This window comes from Actinomadura citrea (assembly GCF_013409045.1).
Lineage (GTDB): Bacteria > Actinomycetota > Actinomycetes > Streptosporangiales > Streptosporangiaceae > Spirillospora > Spirillospora citrea.
Map to the genome: position 1 here is coordinate 7,658,152 of NZ_JACCBT010000001.1, position 24,668 is coordinate 7,682,819.

The window sequence follows — 24,668 nt, forward strand, 5'->3', positions numbered from 1 at the left end:
AAGCCTGGAGGCGGTGAAACGCCTCCGGGCTTTCCGTCGTCTCAACCCCGTAGACGCACGACAGAGGAGAGCGGCGTGCCCGACGAGACCCCCCAGGACGACGGCCGTGAGCCCGTCCCCGGCGAGGGACGGTCCGCGACCGGCCGCCGGGTCCCCGCTCCGGCGCCGCCCGCCGACGACACCGACGAGGCGGACCGCGACGGCGACCCGTCCGGCGATTCCCGCGACGGCGAGTCCCGCGACGGCGAGACCGGCTCCGGCAAGGACGACACCGGTGACGACGGCAGTGTCGCGCCCAGTGGTGCGCTGATACCCGAGGAGATCGAGCAGCCCGTGGGGGAACGCGACCCGGCGACCGGCGCCCCGGTCACCCTTCCGGCTGCGGCGACCACCGCCGAGCCGGTGGCGCCCGAGCCCGGCGCGCCCGACCCGGCGCACGACGTCGAGCAGCGCAAGCGCGAGGCCGGCGTCGACCACCTGTTCCCGTTCGGCAAGCCCGGCCAGCCGCTCGGCCGCGCGCACCCGTTCGTGTTCGGGTTCACCGCGGCGCTCGGCGTCATCACCGCCTGGATGCTGGTGAAGGCCGCGACGAACGCCAAGTCGGTGCTCGTCATGATCGTGGTGGCGATGTTCCTCGCGGTCGGCCTCAACCCGGCGGTGGAACGGCTCCGCAGGTTCGGCCTCCCGCGCGGGGCCGCGGTCGCCACGGTGTTCCTGATCGTGATCCTGTTCTTCGCCGGATTCGTCGCCTCCCTCGTCCAGCCGGTGTCCGAGCAGGTCACCGAGCTGCGGCACAACATCCCCGAGTACGTCCAGCAGCTGCAGAACAACAAGACGCTGGCCGACTGGGACAAGCGCTACGGCCTGCTGGAACGCGCCGAGAAGACGGTGAACGGCGACGGCTTCCAGAAGGGCCTCACCGACACCGCCACCGGCATCGGCAAGGTCGCGATCAACGGCATCTTCCAGACGATCACGATCCTGATCCTGACGCTGTACTTCCTCAGCTCGCTGCCGCAGATCAAGACGTTCTTCTACCAGCTGGCGCCGCGCACCCGGCGGGCCCGCGTCGCCCTGCTCGGCGACGAGATCCTCGACCGGATCGGCGGCTACGTCGCCGGCCAGTTCACGATCGCGCTCATCGCGGGCGTGTGCTCGTACATCTTCCTGTCGATCGTCGGGGTGAAGTACGCGCTCGCCCTGGCGCTGATCGTCGCGGTGACCGACCTCGTCCCGCTCATCGGCGCCACGATCGGCGCGGTGGTCGTCTCCCTGGTGGCGTTCCTGACCGGGACCACGACCGACCTCATCGTCTGCGCGATCTTCTACGTCGTCTACCAGCAGGTGGAGAACTACCTCGTCTACCCGCGGGTGATGAAGCGGACCGTGGACGTCCAGCCGGCGGTGACGATCGTGGCGGCGCTGGTCGGCGCGGCGCTGCTCGGCGTGGTCGGCGCGCTGCTGGCGATCCCCACGGCGGCCGCGATCTCGCTGCTGATCCGCGAGGTAGCCATACCGCGCCAGGAGACGCTGTAGGCCGGGCTCCGGAGCGCCCGCGCCGGGCTCAGCGCGCGGTGCGGGCGAGGGCGGCGGCGAACTCCGCCACCGCCTGGTTGAACAGGTCGGGCTGCTCCACCGCGCACAGGTGCCCGGCGCGCGGGATGACCAGCAGTTCGGCGTTCGGCATCGCCTCGGCCATGGCGCGGGCCTCGTCCACGGTGGCCAGCGCGTCCTCGTCCCCGATCATGACGAGCGCGGGGGCGCGGAGGCCGCCGAGCGTCGCGGAGGAGTCCGCGCGTCCCGCCATGGCGCGCTGCGCCCACGCGGCGGCGAGCGGCGGCGCCGCCTGGACGAGCCCGCGGACCCGCCCGTAGACCAGCGCCCGCTGCCGGAAGGTGGTGGGGCCGACGAGACCGGGCAGCACCTCGTCCACGAGGACGCGCGTGCTGTGCTCGCTTTCCAGTGTGTCGGCCTGCCGGAGCCGGTTCTCCCGGGCGGGGGCGGTGTCGGCGGTGGCGCGGGTGGCGGCCAGCACGAGGCCGAGGACGAGGTCGGGGTGCCGCCGGCACAGCGCCATCGCCACGTACCCGCCCATGGACAGCCCGCCGACGACGGCCCGCCGGACGCCGAGCGAGCGGCACGCGCGGGCGACGTCGTCGGCCATCGCGTCGACGGACGGCTCGTCGTCGCCCAGCAGGGAGCCGCCGAAGCCGCGCAGGTCGGGGGTGACGACCCGGAACCGGGCGGCGAGGCCCTCGCGCTGGGCGAGCCACATCGCCGACGACAGCGGGAAGGCGTGCAGCAGTACGAGCGGTGTGCCGGTCCCCACGTCCCTTGCGTACAGCTGCACCGTCATTGGGCAATGGTCGCCCGCTGGCGCGGCCGGTGGGACGGAGTGGCCGCGATCGGCCGCACGTGTTTATCTGTCCGTTTCATCCCATTCGGTGGGGAGCGGGCAGGCGGCTGGCGCGACCCGCTTGACGATCTCGTTCAGCACGATCCGGACGTAGGGTTCGCCCACCCAGAGGTGCTTGGCGTCGTCCACCGCGACCACCTCGGCCTGCGGGACGCGCTTGAACCGCTCCCGCGCCTCCGCCGGGCGCAGGTAGTCGTCGAACTCCGGCACCAGCGCCACGACGGGCCGCCCGTCGGCGCCCCACGCGTCGAGGTCGGCGTCGCCGGCCCTCTTCAACGGCGGCGACAGCAGGATCGCACCCTCCACCAGCGGGTCGAGGCCCCACTTGAGCGCCAGCTCGGTGCCGAACGACCAGCCGAGCAGCCACGGCCGCGGCAGGTCGTGGTACTCGGTGTACTCCAGCGCCGCCGCCACGTCGAACCGCTCGGTCTCGCCCTCGCCGAACTCGCCCTGGCTCGTGCCGCGCGCGGACGTCGTCCCCCGCGTGTTGAAGCGCAGGACGGCGAGGTCGGCGAGCGCGGGCAGCCGGAAGGACGCCTTGCGCAGGACGTGGCTGTCCATCATCCCCTCGGCCGTGGGCAGCGGATGCAGGCAGACCAGCGTCGCCACCGGCGGCCGCTCCGGCGGCAGTGCCAGCTCGCCGACCAGCTCCAGGCCGTCGGACGTGTGCAGCGTGATCTCCTCACGCCGCGCCGGCAGCACCGAGGCCGCCCTGATCTCCACCATCGTTCTCTCCGTCTCACTCGGCCGGGCGGCGTCCGCCGCGCTCCGGACGCCGGTCGTCAGTAGCGCGGGGCGTTGCGCGACCGCAGGACGCGGGGCGACCGGCGGGTCCGGGCCTGCCAGCAGGGCCGGTGCCAGTGCCGCCGGTCGTCGCCGCCGTCACCCGCCCGCCACGCGACGACATGGCCGACGCCCGGCGGGATCTCCTGGTCGCATCCCGGGCAGCGGTACGGCTTGGCCGCCCCCGCCCCGGAGACCGACCGGACGATCCATTCCCCGTCCGGCCCCTCCTCGGTCTCCTGAGCCCACGAAGCGCCCCCGCCTCCGGCGGAACGTCCAGACGCGGCACGGCGATTCTTCCGGGGGCTCATGCCCTAAAGCATATGAACTCGACCACCCTCACGAACGCAGGGGCTTTTCCGCCGTCGCGTGTTCCACGAGGAGGGGAGCCGGCGCCAGGGCCGGGTCGCGGGTCTCCGCGTGGAGGGCGCGCAGGACGGCGACGGCGCGATCGGGGCCGATGCGGTCGAGGTCGGCGATGGGGCCGGTCGGATAGCCGCAGCCCAGCGTCATCGCGGCGTCGATGGAGTCGGCATCGGCGTATCCGGCGCCGAGCATGGCGGCGGCGTCGTTCAGGTACGGCAGCCGCAGGGCGTCCACGATGAACCCGGCGCGGTCGCGGCAGCGCACGACGGTGAGGCCGAGACGCGCGAGGAGGACGGCGGCGCGGTCGGCGACGTCCGGAGCGGTCGCGACCGTGGCGGACATCTCCACCAGAGCGCCGGCCGGGTCGGGGAGGTGCAGCCCGACGACGTCGGACGGACGCCCGGTGGCCATGGCCTGCCGGATCGCGGAACCGTCCGCGGAGCCGTCCAGCGAGGTGACGGCGATGACCGTGCCGGGCTTGACGGCCTGGACGGCGGCGGACAGCAGCGCCCGCGCCGCCTCGGGGTCCTGCGCGGCCTCGATGACCAGGTCGCAGCCGGCGAGTTCGGCGGCGGAGTCCACGACCTGGCCGCCCGCCCGGTCGCACAGCGCGGCGACCGCGTCCGCGAGCGGCCCGACGCCGACGACGCCCACGGTCGGCGCCGCGGCCTCGGGCGGCCCCTCGTCACCTGGCCCGGACTTGTCGTAGGTGTGGAAGCCTCGGCCGGTCTTGCGGCCGAGGAGCCCGGCGGTGACGAGTTCGCGGAGCAGCGGCGAGGCGGCGTGGCGGCGGTCGCGGGACTCGGCGTAGATCGCGTCCAGCACCTCGACGCAGGTGTCGAGGCCGATCAGGTCCATCAGGGTGAACGGGCCCATCGGCAGGCCGGCGCCCCCCTTCATCGCGGCGTCGATGTCGTCGCGGGTGGCGTGCCCGGTCTCCAGCATGGTCGCGGCCTGGTTCAGGTAGCCGAACAGGAGGCGGTTGGCGACGAACCCCGCCCGGTCCCCGATCGTCACCGGCGTCTTGCCGAGGCCCTTGACCAGGCCGGCCACCCGGGCGACGGCCTCCGGCTCGGTGAGGACGGTCCCGATGACCTCGACGAGCTTCATGACCGGCGCCGGGTTGAAGAAGTGCACCCCGACGATCTTGGTGGGGCGGCCGGTGGTGACCGCGATGTCGGTGACCGACAGGGAGGAGGTGTTGGTGGCGAGGACCGCGTCGTCCCGGCACACGCGGTCGAGCTCGGCGAACACCGTGCGCTTCAGGTCGAGCCGCTCGGGGACGGCCTCGATGACGAGGCCGCAGTCGCCGAGGTCGGCGAAGTCGGTCGACAGGGTGATCCGGCCGAGGATCTCGCGCCGGGCGTCCTCACCGAGCTTGCCGCGCTTGACGGCCCGTCCGGTCGAGGACTCCAGGTTGCCGCGCCCGCGCTCCAGCGCCTCCCGGTTCACCTCGATGCCGACGACCGCGAAGCCGCCCCGCGCCAGCACTTCGGCGATGCCCGCGCCCATCGTGCCCAGTCCGACGACCCCGACCCTGTTGAACGAACCACCAGTCATGAATCGCAGTCTTGCAGAGCGCTCGCCCGTCCCCCAGGGCGGGTACGACGGGGACGTGCGCCTCGGAATCCTCCTCCTCGCCGCCCGTTTCCCCGGCCAGGACGACGCCGCCGCCCTGTCCCGCACCGTCGAGGCCGCCGTCGCCGCCGAGCGCGCCGGGTTCGACGACGTGTGGCTCGCCGAGCACCACTTCATGTCGTACGGGGTGGTGCCGTCCGCGACCGTGCTGGCCGGGCATCTGCTGGCCGCCACCTCGCGGGTCGGCGTCGGGACGGCGGTCAGCGTGCTGTCCAGCCAGCATCCGGTGGCGCTGGCCGAGCAGGCCGCGATGCTGGCGCTGCTGTCCGGCGGCCGCTTCCGGCTGGGCGTCGGGCGCGGCGGACCGTGGCGCGACCTGGAGGTGTTCGGCACGGGCCTCCCCCGCTACGAGGACGGCTTCGCCGAATCCCTCGATCTGCTGCTGGCGTGGCTGCGTTCCGACCGTCTCGCGTGGTCGGGCGAGCATTTCGCCTTCCGGGAGGTGCCGGTCGTCCCGCGGGCGCCCGTCCCGCCGCCGGTGACGGTCGCCTGCACGTCCCCCGCGACCGAGGCGCTGGCGGCGGAGCGGGGCCTGCCGATGCTCCTCGGCATGCATGTCGGACCGGACGAGAAGGCCGCCGCCGTCGCCCGGCACGGCGACCCGTCCCTCCCCCACGTCTCCGCCCATGTGGCCCAGGTCGCCGACACGCGGGAGCAGGCGGTCGCCGCCCTCATGGACGGGATGCCGCGCTGGCTGGGCCCCGGCCTGGAGGGATACGTCGCCGTGGACGACCGCCCGCGCCCGTCCCGCGACCCCGTGGCCTACACGCGCCTGATGTGCGCCCTCCACCCGATCGGCTCACCGGACGACTGCGCCGAGTCCCTCATCACCACGGTCGAGCGGACCGGCATAAGGCACCTGATCCTCCTGGTGGAGGCCGCCGGCTCCCGCGCCGCCACCCTGGAGAACATCACCCGCCTGGGCCGGGAAGTCCTCCCCGGACTCCGCGCCGCCACATAGCGGCGCGGCGCGCCGAACCGGTCGGCGCGCCGCGTGGGGCTGGGCGGGTCAGCAGTCTCGGAGTTCGGGGGACTGGTTGAGGATCTGTTCGCGGGCCGTGACGAACGTCCGGTAGGCGGAGGAGTCTTCGGTGGGGAAGACCGCGACGCGGTGGCAGTTCTGGAACGCGAGTCTCACCCCGAAGTAACGTTCCAGCGCGCCGCGCATGGCGTCGCTCGCGAGGACGCGGAGGAGTTGGCCGCGCGCCTTCTCGTCCGGCGGCGGGGTGAGGTTGTCGGCGAAGTCCCCGCCGTCCACCTGGAGCCGGGCGACGAGGCCGCTGACCATGTCCCAGGCGTAGGGGAGGGAGGTCCTGATGCACTCGACGAAGTCCGCGTCGCCGACCTCGCCCTTCTGCGCCGTCTCCAGCAGTTCCGGGGTCACGTCGAGAGACATGCGGGGTCCTTTCGCAGACGGAGGATGAACACCCACCCGCCGACGGTAATCACGGACCCGAGAGAATTCCAGGCTTGACAAAGGTTTTCATTCCGCTATGACCACGGCCCCGGCCGGGCGGCCGGGACCGTGATCATCGCGCGGGTGCGGCGTCGTGGTGGCGACGCCGCCGTGCCGCCGGGCGGGCGGCGATCCGCTCGGCGCGCTCGGCCCAGTACTCGCGGGCCCGGCGCACCAGTCGTGCGTCCCGCTCGGCCCCGGCCTCCGCGCGCAGCGCTCGGACCCGCTCGCTCATGACCGACTGCATGATCTCGTGGTGGTACACGGCCCCTCCGAATGGCTCCGGGCCGATCGACACGGCCCGACATCCAAGAGACTCGCGCTAAGGTCCCCGTCCCCACATGGGCATGACGCCTTATATCGCCCGGTCAGTGGTCTTAGGCGCGCTCAGGGGCGGATGTCCCGGCGCGGCTGGCATGATCGCGGCATGCGCGAACCGCCGGCCGGGCTGGACGACATCGACTGGGCGGGCCTCGACCACGCCTACGGCTCGGCGGAGGACGTGCCCGACCTCCTCCGCGCGCTTTCCTCGGCGGACGAGGATGAGCGGCAGACGGCGTTGGGGGAGCTGTTCACCAACATCTTCCATCAGGGAAACCGGTACGGCGCGTCCGCCGCGGCCGTCCCGTTCCTGCTCGCCCTGGCGTCCGATCCCGGCGCTCCGGAACGCATCTGGCCGCTCTACCTGGCGGCCGCGCTGGCCATCGGGTACGACGAGGCGCACCTGCCGTCCGGTGTCGACATCACGGCCTGGCGCGAGGAGGCGGCGCGGCTGCGCGAGACCGACCGTGCCGCGGAGGCGGAGCTCGCCGCCTACGACGCCGTCCGCACCGGGCTGCCCGCCGTTCGGAACCTGCTCGGCGATGACGACGCCGGAGTGCGGGCCGCCGCCGCGTACACGGCGGGCTGGTTCCCCGAGGATGCGGCGGCCACGCTCACCGCGCTGGACGCGCTCCTCGACGTCGAGCAGGACCCGGGCGTCATCGCGCACGCGCTCGTCGCCGCCGGGCTGCTGGAGGGCCGGGCGCTGCTCCCCCGGATCCGCGAGCACCTGGCCGCCGCCGAGCCGCTGCCGCGCTGGGCCGCCGCGATCGCGCTCGCCCGGCTGGACGCGGCCGACGCACCCGTCATCGCCGAACTGGCGGCCTGCAGCGCGTCTCCGCCCGAGGGGGAGGTGGCCTTTCTGGAGGGCGACCTGCGCCTCTACTCGGCACTGACGGTCGCCGCGCTGGACGAGGTGCCGTCCGATGCCGTCGACGCCGTCCTCGACGGCCTGGCCCGCACGTCCGACGAGGCGTCGTTCCCGATGGCCGGGGCGGCGCTGAGGCTGACGTTCCGCACACCGGTCCTCCCGCTCCCCCGGTTCGCCGAGCTCAGCTCCGCGCAGCGGCGGACCGTCCGCACGATCGCCGAACTGCCGTCCGAGAGCTGGCGGTGGGTCAATCTGCTGGAGATCCTCCGCGACTGGGGCCTGCCCACCGCCCACGAAGAGTGCCGCCGGTACGCCGGTCTCGCCTGAAGCGGGCCGGACGTCGCACTAAGGTGATGCAGCGTGCGTCTCGTTATCGCCCGCTGCAGTGTCGACTACGCCGGCAAGCTCACCGCCCATCTGCCGATGGCCCTCCGCCTGATCCTGATCAAGGCGGACGGGAGTGTGAGCGTGCACGCCGACGACCGCGCCTACAAGCCCCTCAACTGGATGAACCCGCCCTGCTCGCTGCGCGAGGAGGTCTACGAGGAGAACGGCGCCGTCGCACGCTGGACGGTCACGCACGGCAAATCGGGCGAGCGGCTGATCCTCACCATCGAGGAGCTCCTCCACGACACCAGCCACGAACTGGGCATCGACCCCGGCCTCCAGAAGGACGGCGTCGAAGCCCACCTCCAGGAACTGCTCGCCGAGCACATCACCACCCTCGGTGAGGGCTACACCCTGATCCGCCGCGAGTTCCCGACCGCCATCGGCCCGGTCGACATCCTCTGCCGCGACGCCGCCAGCGCCACCGTCGCCATCGAGATCAAACGCCGAGGCGAGATCGACGGCGTCGAACAACTCACCCGCTACCTGGAGCTGCTGAACCGCGACCCGCACCTGGCCCCCGTCCGCGGCGTCTTCGCGGCCCAGGAGATCAAGCCCCAGGCCCGCGTCCTCGCCACCGACCGCGGCATCACCTGCGTCACCCTCGACTACGACGCCCTGCGCGGCATCGAACACGAGGGCACCCTCTTCTGACGGTCCTGCCGTTCGGTGACGGTGAAGCCCTCGCACGTCCCCGCCTTTTGTTTCGTGACCTCATACGCGTGCGCGGCGGGGTCACGAAACGGGGAGCCGTGCCACCAGTTCGGGCTTGAAGAGGTCTTTCACTCTTCCGTAAGGGATGGCGAAATCGTAGGCACTCGTGTGGCTCAGATCCAGCCCCCCCGAGTCCGGTCCGACATCCAGTCCGGTGTAGACAAGGTCGAACTGCCGCTTACCGAAGAACGGCAGCGCCCATGGGGGCGACTCAGGTCGCCGGGAGTTCTGGAAGAACGCTTCGCGGTTGAAGGGGTTGAAGAAACCGCCCGAGCCTGAGTAGCCGCGCATCATCTGCCGCTTGTCGGGTCCTTCCGGAATCCCGTCCCACAACCGGGTCATTCCAGCTTCGCCGAACGAGGCGGGCTTGAAGATGTCGTCGGCCGTCAGCGCGCGGCCGGTGCGCAGGTCGACGGTGACGCCGAACCCCGGAAAGTAGCCGGGCCCCTTGCCGCAACTGCGCTGGAACTTCGGCACGTAGCGCACCGACACGAGGTCGGGGCCGCTCAACCCCTTGACGACGCTCGTGCCGAGCAGGTTCATCCGGCCGCCGCAGGCGGCGCGCGCGGCGGCGGTCTTGCCCCATTCCTTGTAGAACCTGATGGCCTGGTCGAGAGGGACGCGCAGGGCCTTGTTGGCCGCGGTCTGGACCGACGCCTTCTTCATCCCCTTGACCCGGGCGTACTGGCCGCCCTGGACCTTGAGCACCCGGTCGCCGTAGGTCTGGTTCAGGGAGGCGAGGGTGATCTGGGGCTCCTGTGCGGCCTCCGGGCGGGTCGTCTCGTAGGCGACCACGCTGACCGTACCCGCCGCGGTCGCCCCCGCGACGACCAGAGCCGCCTTGGCCACGCTCGCCTTGGCGAGGAAGCCCGCCGAGGTCTTCCCCGCACCCGTGGCGACGGTCCCGGCCGTTCCGGCGCCCCCTGCGCCCCCCGCCCCCGCTCCCCCGGCCCCGGCCGCGGCGCCCGCGCCGGCGGCGGTCGTTCCCGCCGGCGCCGAGATCCCCGCGGCGACGAGCGGGAACAGCATGGACAGCCCCGCCGCCGTCGTGGCCAGCGCGCGGATGCCGCGGCCCTCCCAGTCGTCCCCGTAGGCCGTGCGGGCGACGCTCTCCAGCTCGGCGACGAAGTCCAGGGCCCCGGCGTGCCGCTCCGCGGGGCTCTTCGCCAGTCCCCGGGCGACCAGCGGGCGCAGCGGTTCGGGGAAGTCGCCCAGCGGGACGGGGGCGGTGAGGTGCTGCCCGCGCAGCCCGACGACGCTGTCCGCGCCGAACGGGCGCCGGCCCATGACGCATTCGTAGAAGACGCAGGTCGCCGCGTACACGTCGGCGGACGGTCCGGCCTCGCCCGCCTGCCACTGCTCCGGCGCCATGTAGGACGGCGTGCCCGACCGCGACGCCGAACCGGCGGCCGACGCGATGCCGAAGTCGATGAGCTTGCTGCGCCCGTCCTCGGGCACCACCACGTTGGCGGGCTTGTAGTCCCGGTGGACGACGCCCGCCGCGTGCGCCGCCGCCAGGCCGAGCAGCGACCCCTTCAGGACGGTCAGCGCCGCGTGCGGTTCCAGCCGCCCGTGCTCGGCGAGGACCACCTTGAGCGAGACGCCGTCGACCGCCTCCATCACGATGGCGGCGCCGTGCTCGCTCTCCACCAGCCGGTACAGCCGGGCCACGTGCGGGCTCTCCACCCTGGCCAGCATCTCGGCCTCGCGGCGCAACGCCTCCAGCGGGGCCGGGTCCGCCCCGAGGGCGACGTACTTCACCGCGACCGGGAAACCGGTCTCCTCGTGCTGCGCCAGAACGACGCGTCCCTGCGCCCCCGCCCCGAGCTCCCGCACCTCGCGAAAACCGGAGATCTTCCACTCGCCCACATGATCTCCTCGACGCCCCGGCCTTGTTGATCACTGTGACGCGATGGTCCGCGAGGATGTTCGGTCCGATGTTCGGGACACGGCCTCGGCGTCACCCGGCACCGTGACGAAAGAAGGGCGGGGGCCCTTGCGGATTTTCGGATACGCCTTCTCGGCCTCCGAGGCCGGCGCGCCGACCTTGACGCCCTCGGGAGTGCTCATGCCGTCCACGGCGACGATCGACGCGACGCCGGGTTCCGCCGAAAGGTACCCGTCCGAGTCCGAACTCCTCTGCGAAGCCTCCTTGAGGCCGAACGTGCCGCACCCCGTCCCTCCGGGGGGCTCCGACCGGACGACGATGAGCCCCGCCGGCTCGTCCTGCCGCCGCTCCCGGCCGAGCTTGGGAGCGCCGTGTCCGGTGGGCCCGGGGTACGTCGGGCCGCCGGCCTCCCCGGGCGCCCCGGGCGCCGCCGAGGATGCGGACGACGCGGCGGCCCCGGGGGATCCGCCACCGGCTCCGGAGCAGCCATCGCCCCCCGCATGCCGCCAGCAGCAGACCGCAGACCGCCACCGCCGCGATGCCCACCCGTCGCACCAAGTCCAACCTCCCCGAAACGGCTTCGGCCATCCCACCATTCGGAACGCGGGCGATGAATCAGCGGTAGCACTGATCAGGTGGCCGTTTGTGGGCAACGACGGACCTTGCGCCGGTGCACCTCGTCCGCTGGCGCGGCCTGGACGCGGTGGCGCGGCCCTCCCGGGGGGGGGGGACGAGCGGTCGAGGGGTCCCTCCGGCAGAGCCGTCATTCCAGACGGCTTCCGGCGAGGGCATCACATTTCCGGGGACTGCTCCGTCATAGGGGTGAGAAGCCGAGATTCCTCACTGAATCCAAGGGGTGGACGAGCATGCCTACGCAACGCGAGATCGACGAAGCCGAGATCCGGCAGCAGATCGACAAGATCGTCGAAGGGATCCGGACCAAGGACCTGAAGGCCCTGGAGCGGCTGTACGCGGCGGACGTCGTGTCCTTCGACGTCGAGCCGCCACTGCAGCACGTCGGGGTCGCCGCGAAGATGAAGAACTGGACGAACGTGTTCACGTTCTTCCAGGAGGCGGCGTACGAGATCCGCGACCTGACGGTCACCGTGAGCGAGGACGTGGCCTTCGGGTACTGCTTCGGCCGGCTCAGCGGCACGCTGGGGAACGGAACGGCGACCGACGGCATGTGGGTCCGGGCGACCTTCTGCTTCCGGAAGACCGACGACGACTGGCTGATCGCGCACGACCAGGTCTCCGTGCCACTCGACATGGCGAGTGGCAAGGGAGTGATCGACCTCCAGCCCTGACGAGCCACCGGCCCGAGCCCCCAGCGCATGCGACAAGGCCGAGCCCGTGACCTGGTCTCACAGGTCACGGGCTCGGCCTTGTCGCTGTCAGCGAGACCCTGCTTCGCGCCGACCGGACCCGCGTCCCCAGAGAATGCGAGGTCGGCGCGGTAACGAGTTACTGCCCCCGCCCTCGGACGGTTCCGAGCCTGAGGCCGCACAGATCCGCGCACCGACCGCCGAAGAATACTGGTCCCTTACCGAAAAGGACTACGCCAACGCGGTCCAGTCCAACACTTACACGGCCCGTAAAGCACCTCGCCCAGAGCCGGACCCGCAGGCCATAACCCGCTGGTATCAGCACGTCAAGGCGGAAGCAGCTCCTTGACGTCGTCCTCCCCTCCCGGACTGTTCTTGATGGTCGCCTAAGGCGGCCCCGCCGAACGGCGGAGGTAAACCAGACAGGAGGAGGCCATGGAAACGGCCTTTTTCGAAAGGATGACCGTCAGCGACTTGCTTCGAGCAATGGCGCACGGTCTGCTGACCGCAGAAGAGCTCACCGGCCGGTGCCTGAAGCGCATCGAGCTTCTGAACCCCCTGCTGCACGCAGTCATCAGCGTGAATCCGCACGCGTTGGCAGAGGCCCGCAAGGTCGATCGCCTTCGGGCCTCGGGCTTCCCGCTCGGTCCGCTCTCCGGGATCCCGGTCCTGGTGAAGGACAACATCGACACCCTGGGCCTGCCCACCACGGCGGGCTCCGAGGCTCTGCGCCACGCCCTGCCGCACCGCGACGCGGAGTTGGTGGTCCGGTTGCGCCGAAGTGGCGCGATCATCCTGGGCAAGGCGAATCTGACGGAGTGGGCCGCCTACCGCTCCGAGATCCCGCACAACGGGTGGAGCCCGGTCGGTGGCCAGACCAGGAATCCCTACGTCCTGGATCGGTCGCCCTTCGGGTCCTCCAGCGGTTCCGCGGTCGCGGCGGCCGCCGGTCTGGCCCCGGTGACCATCGGCACCGAGACCTTCGGCTCCATCGTCTCGCCCTCCGGGATGAACGGCGTCGTGGGCTTCAAGCCGTCCCTGGGGCGGGTCAGCGGGGCCGGCATCGTGCCGATCTCGCCGTACCAGGACACGGCCGGGCCGATCACCCGGAACGTGGCCGACGCGGGCGCGGTGTTCGAGGTGATCGCCACGTCCCGCCGCGCAATCCGTCTGGAACCGGGCCTTCTGGCCGGGACCAGGATCGGTCTGTGGAGCGGGGTCAGGAAGAGTGCGAGCCATCAGGATGAGAATCGTGTTCTCGCCGAAGCCACGGCGAAGCTGCACGAACTGGGCGCGACCATCGTCGAGGTGGACCTGTCCGTGTTCGACACGTCCGAGGTGCTCTCCTACGAGTTCAAGGTGAGCATCAACGACTACCTGAGCTCGATCGGCGGCGACGGCCCGCACGATCTCGACGAGCTGATCGCATTCCGGAGTCATCCTGCCGAGCGGACGTCCGATCTGGGGCTGGCCAAGTTCGAACGGGCCCAGGATTCGGACATGGCCCGCCGGCCGAGTGACTACCTGGAAGAACGCGTTCAGATCACCGAGGAGGCGCGCGACAGCCTTGACCGCGTCTTCGTGCGTCACCGCCTGGACGCGATCATGAGCCCGACCAACGGCCGGGCGCCGGAGATCTCCGAGCGCGACTTCGCCTGGCTGCACTCCTGCGGCCCGGCGGCGGTCGGCGGATATCCGAGCATCACCGTCCCGGCCGGCTACGCCGACTCCCAGCTCCCGCTGGGGGTCTCGTTCACAGGCCGCAGGAACCGCGACGAGGAACTCCTGGGTCTCGCCTACTCCTTCGAGCAGGCGACCTTGGCGCGCAAGCGGCCCCTGTACCTGCCCACGCTTCCGGTGTGACGCCCGGCACGTGTGACAGGTGACCTCCGACCGGCCCCAGCCACCCGCTGGGGCCGGTCCCTTCACGCTCCCCTCCGTCAACTCTGGACAGTGGACGGGCGTTGCCGGGACGATTCATGGCCGTGAACCAGAGTGTGCGCCTACGACCGGCCGAACCGGATGACTACGACCGCATCGTCGGTGTGGTGGATGACTGGTGGGGGCGGCCGATCAGGTCGATCCTGCCGCGCCTGTTCCTGGATCACTTCCACCGCACGAGCCTGGTCGCCGAAGACGGCGTCGGCCTGGCGGGGTTCCTCATCGGACTGTTGTCGCCTTCGATGCCCGACACCGCCTACATCCACTTCGTCGGCGTTGCACCCCGTCTTCGTGGCAACGGCCTGGCCCGTCGCCTCTACCACCAGTTCTTCGACCTGGCCGCGACCGAGCGTCGGACAAAGGTGAAGGCGATCACCTCTCCACAGAACCTCGGTTCCGTCGCCTTTCACGCCGCGATGGGTTTCACCGTCACCGGACCCGTCGCCGACTACGACGGCCCTGCGATCGACCGCGTCGTCTTTCAGCTCCGGCTCTCCCCAGGACGGGAAGTCGGTCGGTGAGGTGGGCGTAGGGTCCCGTGGTGTCGGATGGGGCGGGCATCATGGCGGGCATGACGTTTCAAGCCAGCGGCAGCTTCGACATCGAGGCGTGGGACGCCGACAAGCCCTATGACGAGCAGGGCGGCAACCGGCTGACCCGGGTCCACGTGGGCAAGACCTTCCACGGCGACCTCGTGGGGACGAGCTCCACCGAGCTGATCACGGTGGAGTCGCCGGCGGGGCCGGTCGCCTATGTGGGGATCGAGCACGTCCAGGGGATCCTGCACGGCCGTGAGGGGACGTTCGTCCTGCAGCACAGCGCGGGCAGCGAGGACGGGACGGCCGACACCCAGTGGCTGCGGTGGCTGATCGTCCCCACCTCGGGGACGGGGGAGCTCGCCGGGATCCGCGGCGTCGGCCAGATCTCCGTCACCGAGGACGGCGCGCACACCTGGGCGCTGGAGTACACGCTGGACTGAGCGCCGACCAGCGGCCGGTAATGTTCGGGTCATGCCCCCGGTCACCGGCGACGCCACGCGTGAGCGCATCATCGACGCGGCCGAAGTGTGCTTCGGCCGTTTCGGCGTGGCCAAGACCACGGTCGAGGACATCGCCGCCGCCGCGAAGCTGTCGCGGGCGACCGTGTACCGCAGCGTCACCGGCGGACGGGACGAGCTGATCCTCGCCGTGGTGGTGCGCGACCTGCGGCGGTTCCTTGACCGGCTCGCCGAGCGGCTGCGCCGGGAGCGGTCGGTCTCGGAGGCGATCGTCGAGGGGACGCTGGACGCGGTGAACTACGTCCGCGAGGAGCCGGCGATCGCGCACTTCCTCGTCCCTGAGGCGGCGGGGCACATGCAGGCGGCGGTGGCGGGGGCGGCCGAGCCCGTGCTCGCGCTGTGCTGCGAGTACGTGCGGCCCTATTTCGATCAGGCGCAGCGGCAGCGGACGCTGCGCGCCGACATCGAGGTGGAGGGGACGGTCGAGTTCCTCTTCCGCATCATCACCTCGCTGATCGTGATGGACCGGGACCGGGACGCCGACGGGCTGCGCCGCTTCCTGCGCACCTACGTCGTCCCGGTCATCGCGGCGCCGGCGTCCGGGCGGACGGTCTCCGCATGAGGACCTGGGACGGGACGCCGCGGAGACGGCGCGGCGAGAGGGGCCTGGAACGATGAATGGCACTGCGGGCGAGAAGCGGGGAGGCGCGGCCGTCCGGCCGAGCCCGGTGTTCCTCGCGGTCGTGGGGGCGACCGTCCTGTGCGGCCTGATCGCCTGGCGGTACGGGACGATCCTGGACAAGCCAGGCCGGATCGCCCTGTTCGGGTTCGTGATCTCGGCGTGGGTCCTGTCGCTGTCCCTGCACGAGTTCGGGCACGCTTACATGGCCTACCGGTCGGGCGACCGCAGCGTCGCCGCCAAGGGCTACCTGACGCTCAACCCGCTGAAGTACTCCGACATCACGCTGAGCTTCCTCATCCCCGTCGTGTTCATCGTGCTCGGCGGCATCGGCCTGCCGGGCGGCGCGGTGTGGATCGACCGGCACGTGATCCAGGGCCGGCTGCGCCACAGCCTGATCTCGGCGGCGGGCCCGCTGTCGAACGCGCTGTTCGCCATCATGCTCGCGGTGATCTTCAAGAACTTCGCCGACGCCGACCACGCGCTGTTCTGGTCGGGCCTGGCGTTCCTGGCGTTCCTGCAGGTGACCGCCACGATCCTGAACCTGCTGCCGATCCCCGGGCTGGACGGCTTCGGGATCGTCGAGCCGTACCTGCCGCGGCGCCTGGCCGACCAGGCGAACGCCTACGGCGGCTACGCGTTCCTCATCCTGATCGCGCTGCTGTGGCTGGGCCCGATCAACGAGGGCTTCTTCAACGTCATCTACTACCTCACCGACGCGATCGGCCTCGGCGAGTTCCCGTTCCGGGTCAACGGCTCGATCGACCACTTCCCGATCGAGCTCGGGCACTACCTGTTCCAGTGGTGGAAGAACTAGCCCGTCAGGTGGCGGACGATGCGGCGCAGCTGCTCGGCGTAGTGCTCCTGGAACTCGGGTGACTCCGGGTCCATCCCGAAGACGTGGCGTACGGCGAGCGGCTTGGTGACCGGCGCCGAGACCAGCGCCATCACGGCGAACATGATCGCGGCCGGGTCCAGGTCGCCGGGCAGTTCCCCGGCGGCCTGGCGGCGTTCGATGTCGGACAGGTCCTCCCGGGGGCCGGGCGGGATGTCGTCCAGGTCCTCGGTGAGGCCGCGCCAGGCGTTCAGCCTCGTGCCGCGCGGGTCGTCCAGGACGTGTCGCAGGTACCGGCCGACGATCTCGTCGAACGGGACGTCCGGGTCGTTGAACTCGGCCTCCCGCTTCAGCCAGCGGCGGTGGAGCTCGCAGTACAGCCCCTCCTTGCCGCCGAAGTAGTAGTTGATCAGCTGCTTGTTGACGCCGGCGCGGTCGGCGATGTCCTGGACGCGGGCTCCCGCGTAGCCCTTGGCGGAGAACTCCTCCAGCGCGGCGTCCAGCAGGAGGCGCCGCGACCGCTCGGCGTCCAGCGTGCGCTCGTCCGGGGCGGGAGCACGCCTCGCCTGTTTCGTCGCCGGCCGCTTCGTCGGTTCCGTCACGTTCCCCATGGTAGCCGGGCTTCTGAGAAGTTCAACCATCCTGCTGTTTGACAAGTTCATCCAACTGGTTGAAGCTGGCCCCATGATTCTCGTAACCGGAGCGACCGGCAATGTCGGACGCCATCTCGTCGGCGAGCTGCTCACCGCGGGCGCCGCCGTCCGCGCGCTGTCCCGGGACCCCGCCACCGCGAACCTGCCCAGCGAGGCGCAGGTCGCCCGTACCGACGAGATGCCGCTGGACGGCGTCACGTCGCTCTTCCTCAACCCGGCCGTGTTCTGGCACGGCCTCGACGACCTGCTCGCCCGCGCGGTCGACCGCGGCGTCCGGCGCGTCGTCATGCTCTCGTCCGCCGCGGCGCTGGACGACGACCCGTCCAACGACCTGGCCGTCCACCACCTCGCCATCGAGCGGGCGATCGAGGCGACCGGGATGGAGTGGACGTTCACGCGTCCCGGCGAGTTCGCCTCCAACGCGCTGGGGTGGCGCGAGGCGATCCGCGCGGGCGCGCCCGTCCGCGAGCCGTACGCGACCGCGCGCAGCACGCCGATCCACGAGCGCGACATCGCGGCCGTCGCGGCGAAGGCCCTGCTCACCGATGCCCTGGTCGGCGCCAAGCCGGTGCTGACCGGCCCCGAGCAGCTCACCCATCCGGAGATGGTCGGGCTCATCGGGGAGGCGGCCGGCCGGCCGGCGCGGTTCGAGGAGGTCGCTCCCGAGCAGGCGCGGGAGGAGATGCTCGGCCGCCCCTACATGCGCGAGGGCCTGGTGGACGTCCTGCTCCGCCTGCGCGCCCGCGCCGTCGACCATCCGGCCGCGCCGTCCGGAGAGGTCGAGCGGATCACCGGCCGCCCGGGCCGGACGTTCAAGGAGTGGGCCGCCGACCACGCCGACGACTTCCGCTGACCGCGTTCACGACCTTCACCGAACGCGCGCACGCCCCTGCTCCGACCGCCCCGCCGGGCCGCGAGCCGCAATGCTCGCGGCCCTGCCGCTCACCGGCCCGGTTCGTCCCACCGCGCTACCCGCGCTCGGCGGCCCGCTCGCGCTCGCCGAGGGACTCGATCTCCCGCGAGGCCCAGTCGAACCAGTCGCGGCGCATCGCGGCGAACCGCTTGCCGTACTCGATGACCAGCCGTCCGTAGACGGACAGGTCGTCCTCGCCCCAGTCGACGTTCTTCTCCAGGGCGGTCAGCTCGTCGAGGTACTCCCCGAGCCCGGCCACGTGCCCGCGCATGTAGCGCCGGGCCTCCGCCGGCTCGACCAGGCCGAGGAAGAAGACGCGCAGCAGCGACTCGTCCTTGCGGCTCCCCTTCGAGGGGACGTCCACCAGCCAGTGGCGCAGCTCTGCGCGGCCGGACTCGGTGATCCGGTACGCCTTGCGACCGCGGGGTCCCTCCTCGGCGACCTCGATCAGCCCGGTCTCGGCGAGTTTGCCCAGCTCGCCGTAGAGCTGGCTCTGCCGGGCAGGCCAGACGTTCCCCAGCGAGATCTCGAACATCTTCAGCAGGTCGTAGCCGCTGGCGCCGTCCATCTCGGCGATGAGCCCGAGCACCGCATGTCGCAAACTCATGCCCCGCACTCTAACCCTTCATAGTTGACATGTCGAAACTGGAATGTTTATCTTTGACATGTCAAAGTTGGAACGTGAAGCCAGGAGTCCCCGGCCATGCCGAAGTACTACGCCCGAACCTTCCTCCCCTGGATCCTGCTCGCGGTCGTCAGCGGCTTCGACGACCGGGCCGGCGCCGTCTCCGGGCTCGTCGCCGCGCTGGCCCTGCTCGGCCAGGACCTGCGCCGGGGCCGCCGCGCCGACTCGCTGGTCCTGGAGATCTCCACCTCGGTGTTCATGGCCGTCCTCACCGCGCTCGCCTTCACCGTCCCCGGGTCGCCGGCGCTGGACTACGGCGCCTCGCTCGCGATCGGGTGGCTGGGGCTCACCGCCTGGGCGACGCTGCTGCTCGGACGCCCCTTCACGGCGGGCATCGCGCGCCGCCAGGTCACCGCGGAGATCGCCGCGACGGACGTGTTCCGGAGCATCAACCGCGTGCTCACCACCGTGTGGGCGGCGAGCTTCACCGTGCTGGCGGCCGCCCTCGGCTGCGTCCAGCACTGGTCACCGGACGACACTGCGCTGCTGGTCGCCGTCAAGATCGCCGGTTTCCTGGTCCCGGCCGTCGTCACCGCCCGGTACCCCGAGGCCGCGCGCAGGCGCCACCTCGCGCGGCTCGGGCTACCGTTGACGGAGGCGCCCGCCACGTCGCAGCCCGAGCCGTCCCCCCGCTGACCCTCGCCGAGGAGCGGCCCGGAAAGGAGCACCGAGATGGGCGAGAACATCGCCGAGCGCCCCGCCACCTGGCTGGACGGTCATCTGGCCCCCGTCCCCGACGAGACCGACGCCCGCGACCTCCAGGTCACCGGCGTGCTGCCCCCCGAACTGACCGGCCGCTACCTGCGCAACGGGCCGAACCCCAAGCCCGGCGAGCCGAGCAGGCACTGGTTCACCGGCCACGGGATGATCCACGGCATCCGGCTGCGGGACGGCCGCGCCGAGTGGTACCGCAACCGGTGGGTGCGGACCGACGCCTACCTCAACGGGACGCCGTTCGTCCGCGACGACCTCACCTTCGACCGCCGCTCGGTGCAGGCCAACACCCACGTCGTCCCGCACGCGGGCAAGATCTGGGCGCTGGTGGAGGCCGGGTTCCCCTACGAGGTGACGCCCGACCTGGAGACGGTCGGCGCCTGCGACTTCGGCGGGCGGCTCACCAGCGCCATGACCGCCCACCCGAAGGAGGACCCGGTCACCGGTGACCTGCTGTTCTTCGGGTACGGGGCGTTCGAGCCCCACCTCTCCTACCATCGGCTGGCGCCGGACGGGACGCTCGCCGAGAGCCGCGAGGTCACGGTGGCGGGCCCGACGATGATGCACGACTTCGCGATCACCGAGAACCACGTGGTCTGGCTCGACCTGCCGGTGGTGTTCGACGTCGACCTGGCGTTGTCCGGATCGACCGGCATGCCCTACGTCTGGGACGACGCGTACGGCGCCCGGCTCGGTGTGATGCGCCGGGACGGCACGGACGAGGTCACCTGGTACGAGGTCGACCCCTGCTACGTCTTCCATGTCGGCAACGCCCACGAGGACGCCGCCGGACGGATCGTGGTGGACGGTGCGCGCTACCGTCCCGACAACTTCGTCACCCTCTGGGAGGACATCGGCGGAACCGTCGATCCCGCCACCGGGGCGGCGCGCTCGCAGACCGCCGGCCTGCACCGCTGGATCCTCGACCCCGCCACCCGCCGTGCGACCGAGGAGCCGCTCGACGACCGCGGCGTCGAGTTCCCCACGCACGACGACGCCCGCACCGGCAGGGAGCACCGCTACCTCTACACGGTGGGCGGCGAATCGATCGTGAAGTACGACCTGCGCGGGCAGGGGACGTCCGCGCACGCGCTCGGCGAGGACGCGCACGTCGGCGAGGCGGTCTTCGTCCCGGCGGCGGGCGCCCGCGCGGAGGACGAGGGCTGGCTGCTGTCGATCGTCACCCGCGGCTCGGCGTCCGAGCTGCTGGTGCTGGACGCGGCGGACCTGTCGCCCACCGCGAGCGTCCGGCTGCCGCGCCGCGTTCCGGCCGGATTCCACGGAAGCTGGATCCCCGACGCCCGAACCGGCACATAGGGTGGTTTACTAGCCGGTACTGCCGTGCAAGCAGTCACTTACCAGGCCCCTCCCGGGAGGTTCCCCATGTCCGTGGCCACGGAGAACACCGAGACGTTCGCGTCGCTGAACCCGGCCACCGGCGAGGTCGTCGCCGAGCACCCCGTCCAGGACGGCGCCGCAGTGGCCGCGGCGGTCGAGCGCGCCCGCGAGGCCGCCGGCTGGTGGCGCGCCCTCGGCTGGAAGGAGCGCCGGCTCCGGCTGCTGAACGTCAAGGGCTCGCTCACCCGCAACCTGAACCGGATGGCCGAGCTCATCCACCAGGAGACCGGCAAGCCGGTCCAGGACGCCCAGCTTGAGACGATCATGGCGATCACGCATCTGGACTGGGCGGCGCGCAACGCGCAGAAGATCCTCGGGCCGCGCAACGTCTACCCCGGGCTCATGGCGATCAACCAGCGCTGCGTCCTGGAGTACCAGTCGCTCGGCGTCGTCGGGGTCATCGGGCCGTGGAACTACCCGATCTTCACCCCGATGGGCTCGATCGCCTACGCGCTCGCCGCCGGCAACGCCGTGGTGTTCAAGCCGTCCGAGTTCACCCCGGGCGTCGGAGTGTTCCTCGCCGAGCTGTTCGCCGCGGTGATCCCCGAGCACCCCGTCCTGCAGACGGTCACCGGGCTCGGCGAGACGGGCGCGGCGCTCGCCTCGTCCCCGCACGTCGACAAGATCGCCTTCACCGGTTCGGCCCGCACCGCCAAGCGCGTCATGGCGGCCTGCGCCGAGAACCTGACCCCGATCGTCGCCGAGTGCGGCGGCAAGGACGCCTGCATCGTCGACGCCGGCGCCGACCTCGACGCCGCCGCCGACGCCGCGCTGTGGGGCGCCATGTCCAACGCGGGCCAGACCTGCATCGGCGTCGAGCGGATCTACGTCGTGGACGAGGCCTACGACAAGTTCCTCGGCAAGCTGACCGAGAAGGCCCGCGACCTGCGTCCCGGCTTCGACCGCGAGGCCGCCTACGGTCCCATCACGATGCCCTCGCAGCTCGACATCATCGAGCGCCACATCAAGGACGCGCTGGACAAGGGCGGGAAGGCGGTCGTCGGCGGCGCCGAGTCCGTCCGCAAGCCCTACGTCGAGCCGGTCGTGCTGACGAACGTCCCGGACGACTCGTCGGCCGTGCGCGAGGAGACGTTCGGTCCCACGATCACCGTCCACCGCGTGCAGGACATGGACGAGGCGGTCGAGAAGGCCAACCAGACCAGCTACGGCCTCGCCGGGACGATCTTCTCCGGTGACAGGTCCCGCGCGATGGACGCCGCCCGCCGGATGCGGTCGGGCATGACGTCCATCAACGCCTTCGCCGCCTTCGCCCAGGTCGCGGCCCTGCCGTTCGGCGGCGTCGGCGAGTCCGGCTTCGGCCGCATCCACGGCGCGGACGGCCTGCGCGAGTTCGCCCGCCCGAAGGCCATCACGCGCCAGCGGTTCGCGACCATGAACCTCACCACGTTCGCCCGCACCGAGAAGGAGATGGCGCGCGTCCTCGGCATGATCAACATGATCCACGGCCGCCGCTACAAGCGCTGACCCGGTAGCGCCCCCGCCGGTCTCCGGCGGGGGCGCCGCCTAGACTCGACACCATGAACGCCCCCGTGCGGAGCCGCCTTCAGGTGACCCTGGGTGCGCCGCCTCCGCCCCCGCCCGGTTTCCTGCCGTTCACCGGCGCCGACGTCCCGGCTCTGGCCGCCCTGATGTGGGACGCCTACCGCGGCACCCCCGACGAGGCCGACGTGGGGGACGTCCAGGGCGCCGTCCGCGAGATCCACCTCACCGTGGCCGGCGAGTACGGCGCGTTCCTCCCCGATGCGTCCTTCGTGGCCGACTACGAGGGCCGTCCCGTGGGAGCGGCCCTCGTCACCCTCTACAGGGACCGCCCCCTGCTCGCATTCCTCTTCACCGCCCCGGCCCACGCGGGCCGCGGCCTGGGCCAGGGCCTCGTCCAGGCCGTCATGCACGCCCTGGCCGCGCAAGGCCACGACACCCTCACCCTGGCCGTGACGCGCCGCAACCGCCGTGCCCGCCGCCTCTACGACCGCCTGGGCTTCATCGAGGTCGCCTAGTTCTGGTCGAGCCCGCCCAGCCCCCAGCCGGCCGGCCGGACTCAGTCGGCCACGAGACGGGAGCCCCAGCCGCCGGGAGCGTACTCGCGCTGGCGGCGGACGGCGTAGCGGCCCGGCGCGCAGCCGGAGGCGCCGTGCTCGGGGTGCAGCAGGTAGACGGGCGCTGACGCCTCGAAGACGCCGATGACCAGGCCGCCGGTCTCCCACACGTTCTGCGTCCAGCGGCAGGTACCGGGGTCGGCGACCAGCGTGTGCGGGTTGCCGCCCGCCGCGCCCCGGAGCAGTTCGACGCCCTCGGGCGGCACGTCCGTCCACCTGGCGTCCGGCCAGAACGACAGCGACGAGATCTCGGACATGGGGACGACGATCAGGTCGCCCTGCGCCTGGATCCCGTCGACGACGGGAATGCTCACCGACCGGTCGAGATGGTCGAGGACGGCGAGCCCGGTCTGCTGGGAGAGGGAGGCGAGAGTCACGGCCTCGGACATCACGGTCTCGGGAATCACGGTCACAGAGATCACCTTTCAGGTTCGGCGGACGAGGCGTGCGTACTGGTCGGCGGACAGCCCGTAGGTCCATCCGGCGGCGGCGACCGGATCGTCGAAGACGCCCGGAACGGCCAGCCCGTACCGGCGGCGGCTCCCGTCGCGCTCGACGGAGCCGTTGGCGGCGAGCAGCACCCTGGCCTGCTCGCGCAACTCGTGGGGCCCGAGCTCGTAGAGCCGCACCTCCGAGCCGGGGTTGCCGGGGTCCGGCGCGGCGGCCACGAGCCGCAGCCCGGCCCGGTCGATGTACTCGCCCCAGCCGATGTTCTCGACCGCGCACCGCCGGACCTCGACGTTGGCCTCCCGCGCGATCCGCTCGACGCTCGGATCCTCCGCCACCCAGGCCGGCACCCTCGTGCCGTGCCAGGCGTGCACGTCCCAGCCGTCGGCGTACCGGAGCGCGGGACCGTCCGAGCGGTGCAGGCGCACCTCGCCATCGTCGCCCCAGACCTCCGTGTGGATCTCGACGGGCCGTTCGGAGACGACGCAGACGTCCTCGCGCGGCCACCACCAGCCGCAGGACCGGGCCGGCGTCGCCCACAGGTCGATCAGCCGATCCTGCTCGGGCGTGAAGACCACGCCGGACGTCCGGCGAACCGCGTCGTAGTGGGCGCTCCACGAGATGCAGAGGGCCGTGTACCAGGCGTCATCCCGCAGGTACGGTTCCTGGGCCGACCGGAGCGCCATGCGGATCGTGCTCCGGACCGAGGCCATGAGCGGCATCCGAACCAGTTGCCGGACCATCGGGTCCAGCCCCGGAGAGCCCCGCATGACGCGTTCGTCCAGTTCCACGGACGCCCCGGCGATCAGCCTGCGCAAACGCGTCGGCAGGGGCCAGTCGGAAGGTCGGTCCGCGCTCTCGGACGGCCGCGGCCGGGTACCGGGCGGGACGGTCTCCAGGGCCGACAGCGGCGACGACACCCAGTGGAAACGGGGAGGATCGAGACCGATCAGCCGGTACAGCTCGGATATGGCGGCCTCGGCGGCCGGTCGGTCGGCCGGCGCGGTGGAGAGCAGATGCCCGAGCCACTCCGCGCGGACGGCGGCAGCTTCCCGCTGCGCGTCGACGCTCACCGGGTCAGGGCGGCAGCGCCCCTTTCATTGATCATGCGCAGGATGGTGGCA

The 24,668-nt window shown here is 71.7% G+C and carries 26 protein-coding genes; 15 read left to right on the plus strand and 11 right to left on the minus strand.

Going from position 1 to position 24,668, the window contains the following annotated elements; genetic code table 11:
- Nucleotides 1-75 precede the first annotated feature (75 nt).
- Complete coding sequence (locus BJ999_RS35060) at nt 76-1,536, plus strand: AI-2E family transporter (RefSeq protein ID WP_179837233.1); 1,461 nt, start codon at nt 76-78, stop codon at nt 1,534-1,536.
- A gap of 28 nt (nt 1,537-1,564) precedes the next feature.
- Here BJ999_RS35060 and BJ999_RS35065 read toward each other — a convergent pair whose 3' ends face one another.
- The 4 genes from BJ999_RS35065 to BJ999_RS35080 form a co-directional block, all read right to left on the minus strand.
- Complete coding sequence (locus BJ999_RS35065) at nt 1,565-2,356, minus strand: alpha/beta fold hydrolase (RefSeq protein ID WP_179837234.1); 792 nt, start codon at nt 2,354-2,356, stop codon at nt 1,565-1,567.
- A gap of 63 nt (nt 2,357-2,419) precedes the next feature.
- The gene (locus tag BJ999_RS35070; RefSeq protein WP_179839021.1) at nt 2,420-3,139 is read right to left on the minus strand and encodes an alpha/beta hydrolase; all 720 of its coding nucleotides are present in this window, start codon (nt 3,137-3,139) and stop codon (nt 2,420-2,422) included.
- A 59-nt stretch (nt 3,140-3,198) separates the two neighbouring features.
- The gene (locus BJ999_RS35075) at nt 3,199-3,510 is read right to left on the minus strand and encodes an ATP/GTP-binding protein (protein WP_179837235.1); all 312 of its coding nucleotides are present in this window, start codon (nt 3,508-3,510) and stop codon (nt 3,199-3,201) included.
- Between the two features lie 28 nt (nt 3,511-3,538).
- Entirely contained in the window at nt 3,539-5,125 is a 1,587-nt protein-coding gene (locus BJ999_RS35080; RefSeq protein ID WP_179837236.1) for a 3-hydroxyacyl-CoA dehydrogenase family protein, read from the minus strand.
- Between BJ999_RS35080 and BJ999_RS35085 the strand changes: the two genes are divergently transcribed.
- Nucleotides 5,124-6,164, plus strand: coding sequence for an LLM class flavin-dependent oxidoreductase (locus BJ999_RS35085; protein WP_218935383.1), 1,041 nt, complete (start codon nt 5,124-5,126; stop codon nt 6,162-6,164). The two genes, BJ999_RS35080 and BJ999_RS35085, sit on opposite strands and share 2 nt — an antisense overlap.
- A 48-nt stretch (nt 6,165-6,212) precedes the next feature.
- Here the strand turns inward: BJ999_RS35085 and BJ999_RS35090 are convergent, their stop codons facing one another.
- Nucleotides 6,213-6,599, minus strand: a complete 387-nt coding sequence (locus tag BJ999_RS35090; RefSeq protein WP_179837237.1) for an SCO5389 family protein — start codon at nt 6,597-6,599, stop codon at nt 6,213-6,215.
- 133 nt (nt 6,600-6,732) lie between these two features.
- A complete protein-coding gene (locus BJ999_RS35095; RefSeq protein WP_179837238.1) occupies nt 6,733-6,924 on the minus strand; it encodes a hypothetical protein in 192 nt (63 codons plus the stop codon).
- Nucleotides 6,925-7,086: 162 nt separating this feature from the next.
- Between BJ999_RS35095 and BJ999_RS35100 the strand changes: the two genes are divergently transcribed.
- Together BJ999_RS35100 and nucS are read left to right on the plus strand one after the other, a co-directional pair.
- On the plus strand, nt 7,087-8,178 hold the full coding sequence (locus BJ999_RS35100; RefSeq protein ID WP_179837239.1) for a HEAT repeat domain-containing protein: 1,092 nt from the start codon (nt 7,087-7,089) through the stop codon (nt 8,176-8,178).
- Nucleotides 8,179-8,211: 33 nt separating this feature from the next.
- Nucleotides 8,212-8,892 (plus strand): endonuclease NucS, encoded by a 681-nt coding sequence (gene nucS / locus BJ999_RS35105; RefSeq protein WP_179837240.1) that lies wholly within the window; start codon nt 8,212-8,214, stop codon nt 8,890-8,892.
- Between the two features lie 81 nt (nt 8,893-8,973).
- Here nucS and BJ999_RS41560 read toward each other — a convergent pair whose 3' ends face one another.
- A complete protein-coding gene (locus tag BJ999_RS41560) occupies nt 8,974-10,821 on the minus strand; it encodes a serine/threonine-protein kinase (RefSeq protein WP_218935384.1) in 1,848 nt (615 codons plus the stop codon).
- Between the two features lie 885 nt (nt 10,822-11,706).
- Between BJ999_RS41560 and BJ999_RS35115 the strand changes: the two genes are divergently transcribed.
- The 6 genes from BJ999_RS35115 (at nt 11,707) to BJ999_RS35140 (ending at nt 16,599) form a co-directional block, all read left to right on the plus strand.
- Entirely contained in the window at nt 11,707-12,147 is a 441-nt protein-coding gene (locus BJ999_RS35115; protein WP_179837241.1) for a YybH family protein, read from the plus strand.
- 453 nt (nt 12,148-12,600) lie between these two features.
- The gene (locus BJ999_RS35120) at nt 12,601-14,028 is read left to right on the plus strand and encodes an amidase family protein (RefSeq protein ID WP_179837242.1); all 1,428 of its coding nucleotides are present in this window, start codon (nt 12,601-12,603) and stop codon (nt 14,026-14,028) included.
- A gap of 116 nt (nt 14,029-14,144) precedes the next feature.
- The gene (locus BJ999_RS35125) at nt 14,145-14,627 is read left to right on the plus strand and encodes a GNAT family N-acetyltransferase (protein WP_179837243.1); all 483 of its coding nucleotides are present in this window, start codon (nt 14,145-14,147) and stop codon (nt 14,625-14,627) included.
- Between the two features lie 50 nt (nt 14,628-14,677).
- Nucleotides 14,678-15,085: a DUF3224 domain-containing protein gene (locus BJ999_RS35130; RefSeq protein WP_179837244.1), complete on the plus strand. Its 408-nt coding sequence runs from the start codon at nt 14,678-14,680 to the stop codon at nt 15,083-15,085.
- Nucleotides 15,086-15,116: 31 nt separating this feature from the next.
- Nucleotides 15,117-15,725: a TetR/AcrR family transcriptional regulator gene (locus BJ999_RS35135; protein ID WP_179837245.1), complete on the plus strand. Its 609-nt coding sequence runs from the start codon at nt 15,117-15,119 to the stop codon at nt 15,723-15,725.
- Between the two features lie 52 nt (nt 15,726-15,777).
- Nucleotides 15,778-16,599: a site-2 protease family protein gene (locus tag BJ999_RS35140; RefSeq protein ID WP_179837246.1), complete on the plus strand. Its 822-nt coding sequence runs from the start codon at nt 15,778-15,780 to the stop codon at nt 16,597-16,599.
- On the opposite strand, the gene BJ999_RS35145 is transcribed toward BJ999_RS35140, so the two are convergent.
- Nucleotides 16,596-17,219, minus strand: coding sequence for a TetR/AcrR family transcriptional regulator (locus BJ999_RS35145; protein WP_229809975.1), 624 nt, complete (start codon nt 17,217-17,219; stop codon nt 16,596-16,598). The two genes, BJ999_RS35140 and BJ999_RS35145, sit on opposite strands and share 4 nt — an antisense overlap.
- A gap of 82 nt (nt 17,220-17,301) precedes the next feature.
- Here BJ999_RS35145 and BJ999_RS35150 point away from each other — a divergent pair, with 82 nt between their 5' ends.
- Nucleotides 17,302-18,123 carry an NAD(P)H-binding protein gene (locus BJ999_RS35150; RefSeq protein WP_179837248.1) on the plus strand — a complete coding sequence of 274 codons (822 nt, stop codon included), beginning with the start codon at nt 17,302-17,304 and terminating at the stop codon, nt 18,121-18,123.
- Between the two features lie 115 nt (nt 18,124-18,238).
- On the opposite strand, the gene BJ999_RS35155 is transcribed toward BJ999_RS35150, so the two are convergent.
- Nucleotides 18,239-18,790: a PadR family transcriptional regulator gene (locus tag BJ999_RS35155; protein ID WP_179837249.1), complete on the minus strand. Its 552-nt coding sequence runs from the start codon at nt 18,788-18,790 to the stop codon at nt 18,239-18,241.
- Nucleotides 18,791-18,886: 96 nt separating this feature from the next.
- Between BJ999_RS35155 and BJ999_RS35160 the strand changes: the two genes are divergently transcribed.
- The 4 genes from BJ999_RS35160 (at nt 18,887) to BJ999_RS35175 (ending at nt 22,998) form a co-directional block, all read left to right on the plus strand.
- Nucleotides 18,887-19,504 (plus strand): hypothetical protein, encoded by a 618-nt coding sequence (locus BJ999_RS35160; RefSeq protein ID WP_179837250.1) that lies wholly within the window; start codon nt 18,887-18,889, stop codon nt 19,502-19,504.
- Nucleotides 19,505-19,540: 36 nt separating this feature from the next.
- Entirely contained in the window at nt 19,541-20,899 is a 1,359-nt protein-coding gene (locus BJ999_RS35165) for a carotenoid oxygenase family protein (RefSeq protein ID WP_179837251.1), read from the plus strand.
- A 66-nt stretch (nt 20,900-20,965) separates the two neighbouring features.
- Nucleotides 20,966-22,465 (plus strand): aldehyde dehydrogenase family protein, encoded by a 1,500-nt coding sequence (locus BJ999_RS35170; RefSeq protein ID WP_179837252.1) that lies wholly within the window; start codon nt 20,966-20,968, stop codon nt 22,463-22,465.
- 53 nt (nt 22,466-22,518) lie between these two features.
- Complete coding sequence (locus tag BJ999_RS35175; RefSeq protein ID WP_179837253.1) at nt 22,519-22,998, plus strand: GNAT family N-acetyltransferase; 480 nt, start codon at nt 22,519-22,521, stop codon at nt 22,996-22,998.
- A gap of 41 nt (nt 22,999-23,039) precedes the next feature.
- Here the strand turns inward: BJ999_RS35175 and BJ999_RS35180 are convergent, their stop codons facing one another.
- Together BJ999_RS35180 and BJ999_RS35185 are read right to left on the minus strand one after the other, a co-directional pair.
- Nucleotides 23,040-23,510 carry a hypothetical protein gene (locus BJ999_RS35180; protein WP_229809976.1) on the minus strand — a complete coding sequence of 157 codons (471 nt, stop codon included), beginning with the start codon at nt 23,508-23,510 and terminating at the stop codon, nt 23,040-23,042.
- A gap of 12 nt (nt 23,511-23,522) precedes the next feature.
- Entirely contained in the window at nt 23,523-24,617 is a 1,095-nt protein-coding gene (locus BJ999_RS35185; RefSeq protein ID WP_179837254.1) for a DUF6745 domain-containing protein, read from the minus strand.
- Between the last annotated feature and the right edge of the window lie 51 nt (nt 24,618-24,668).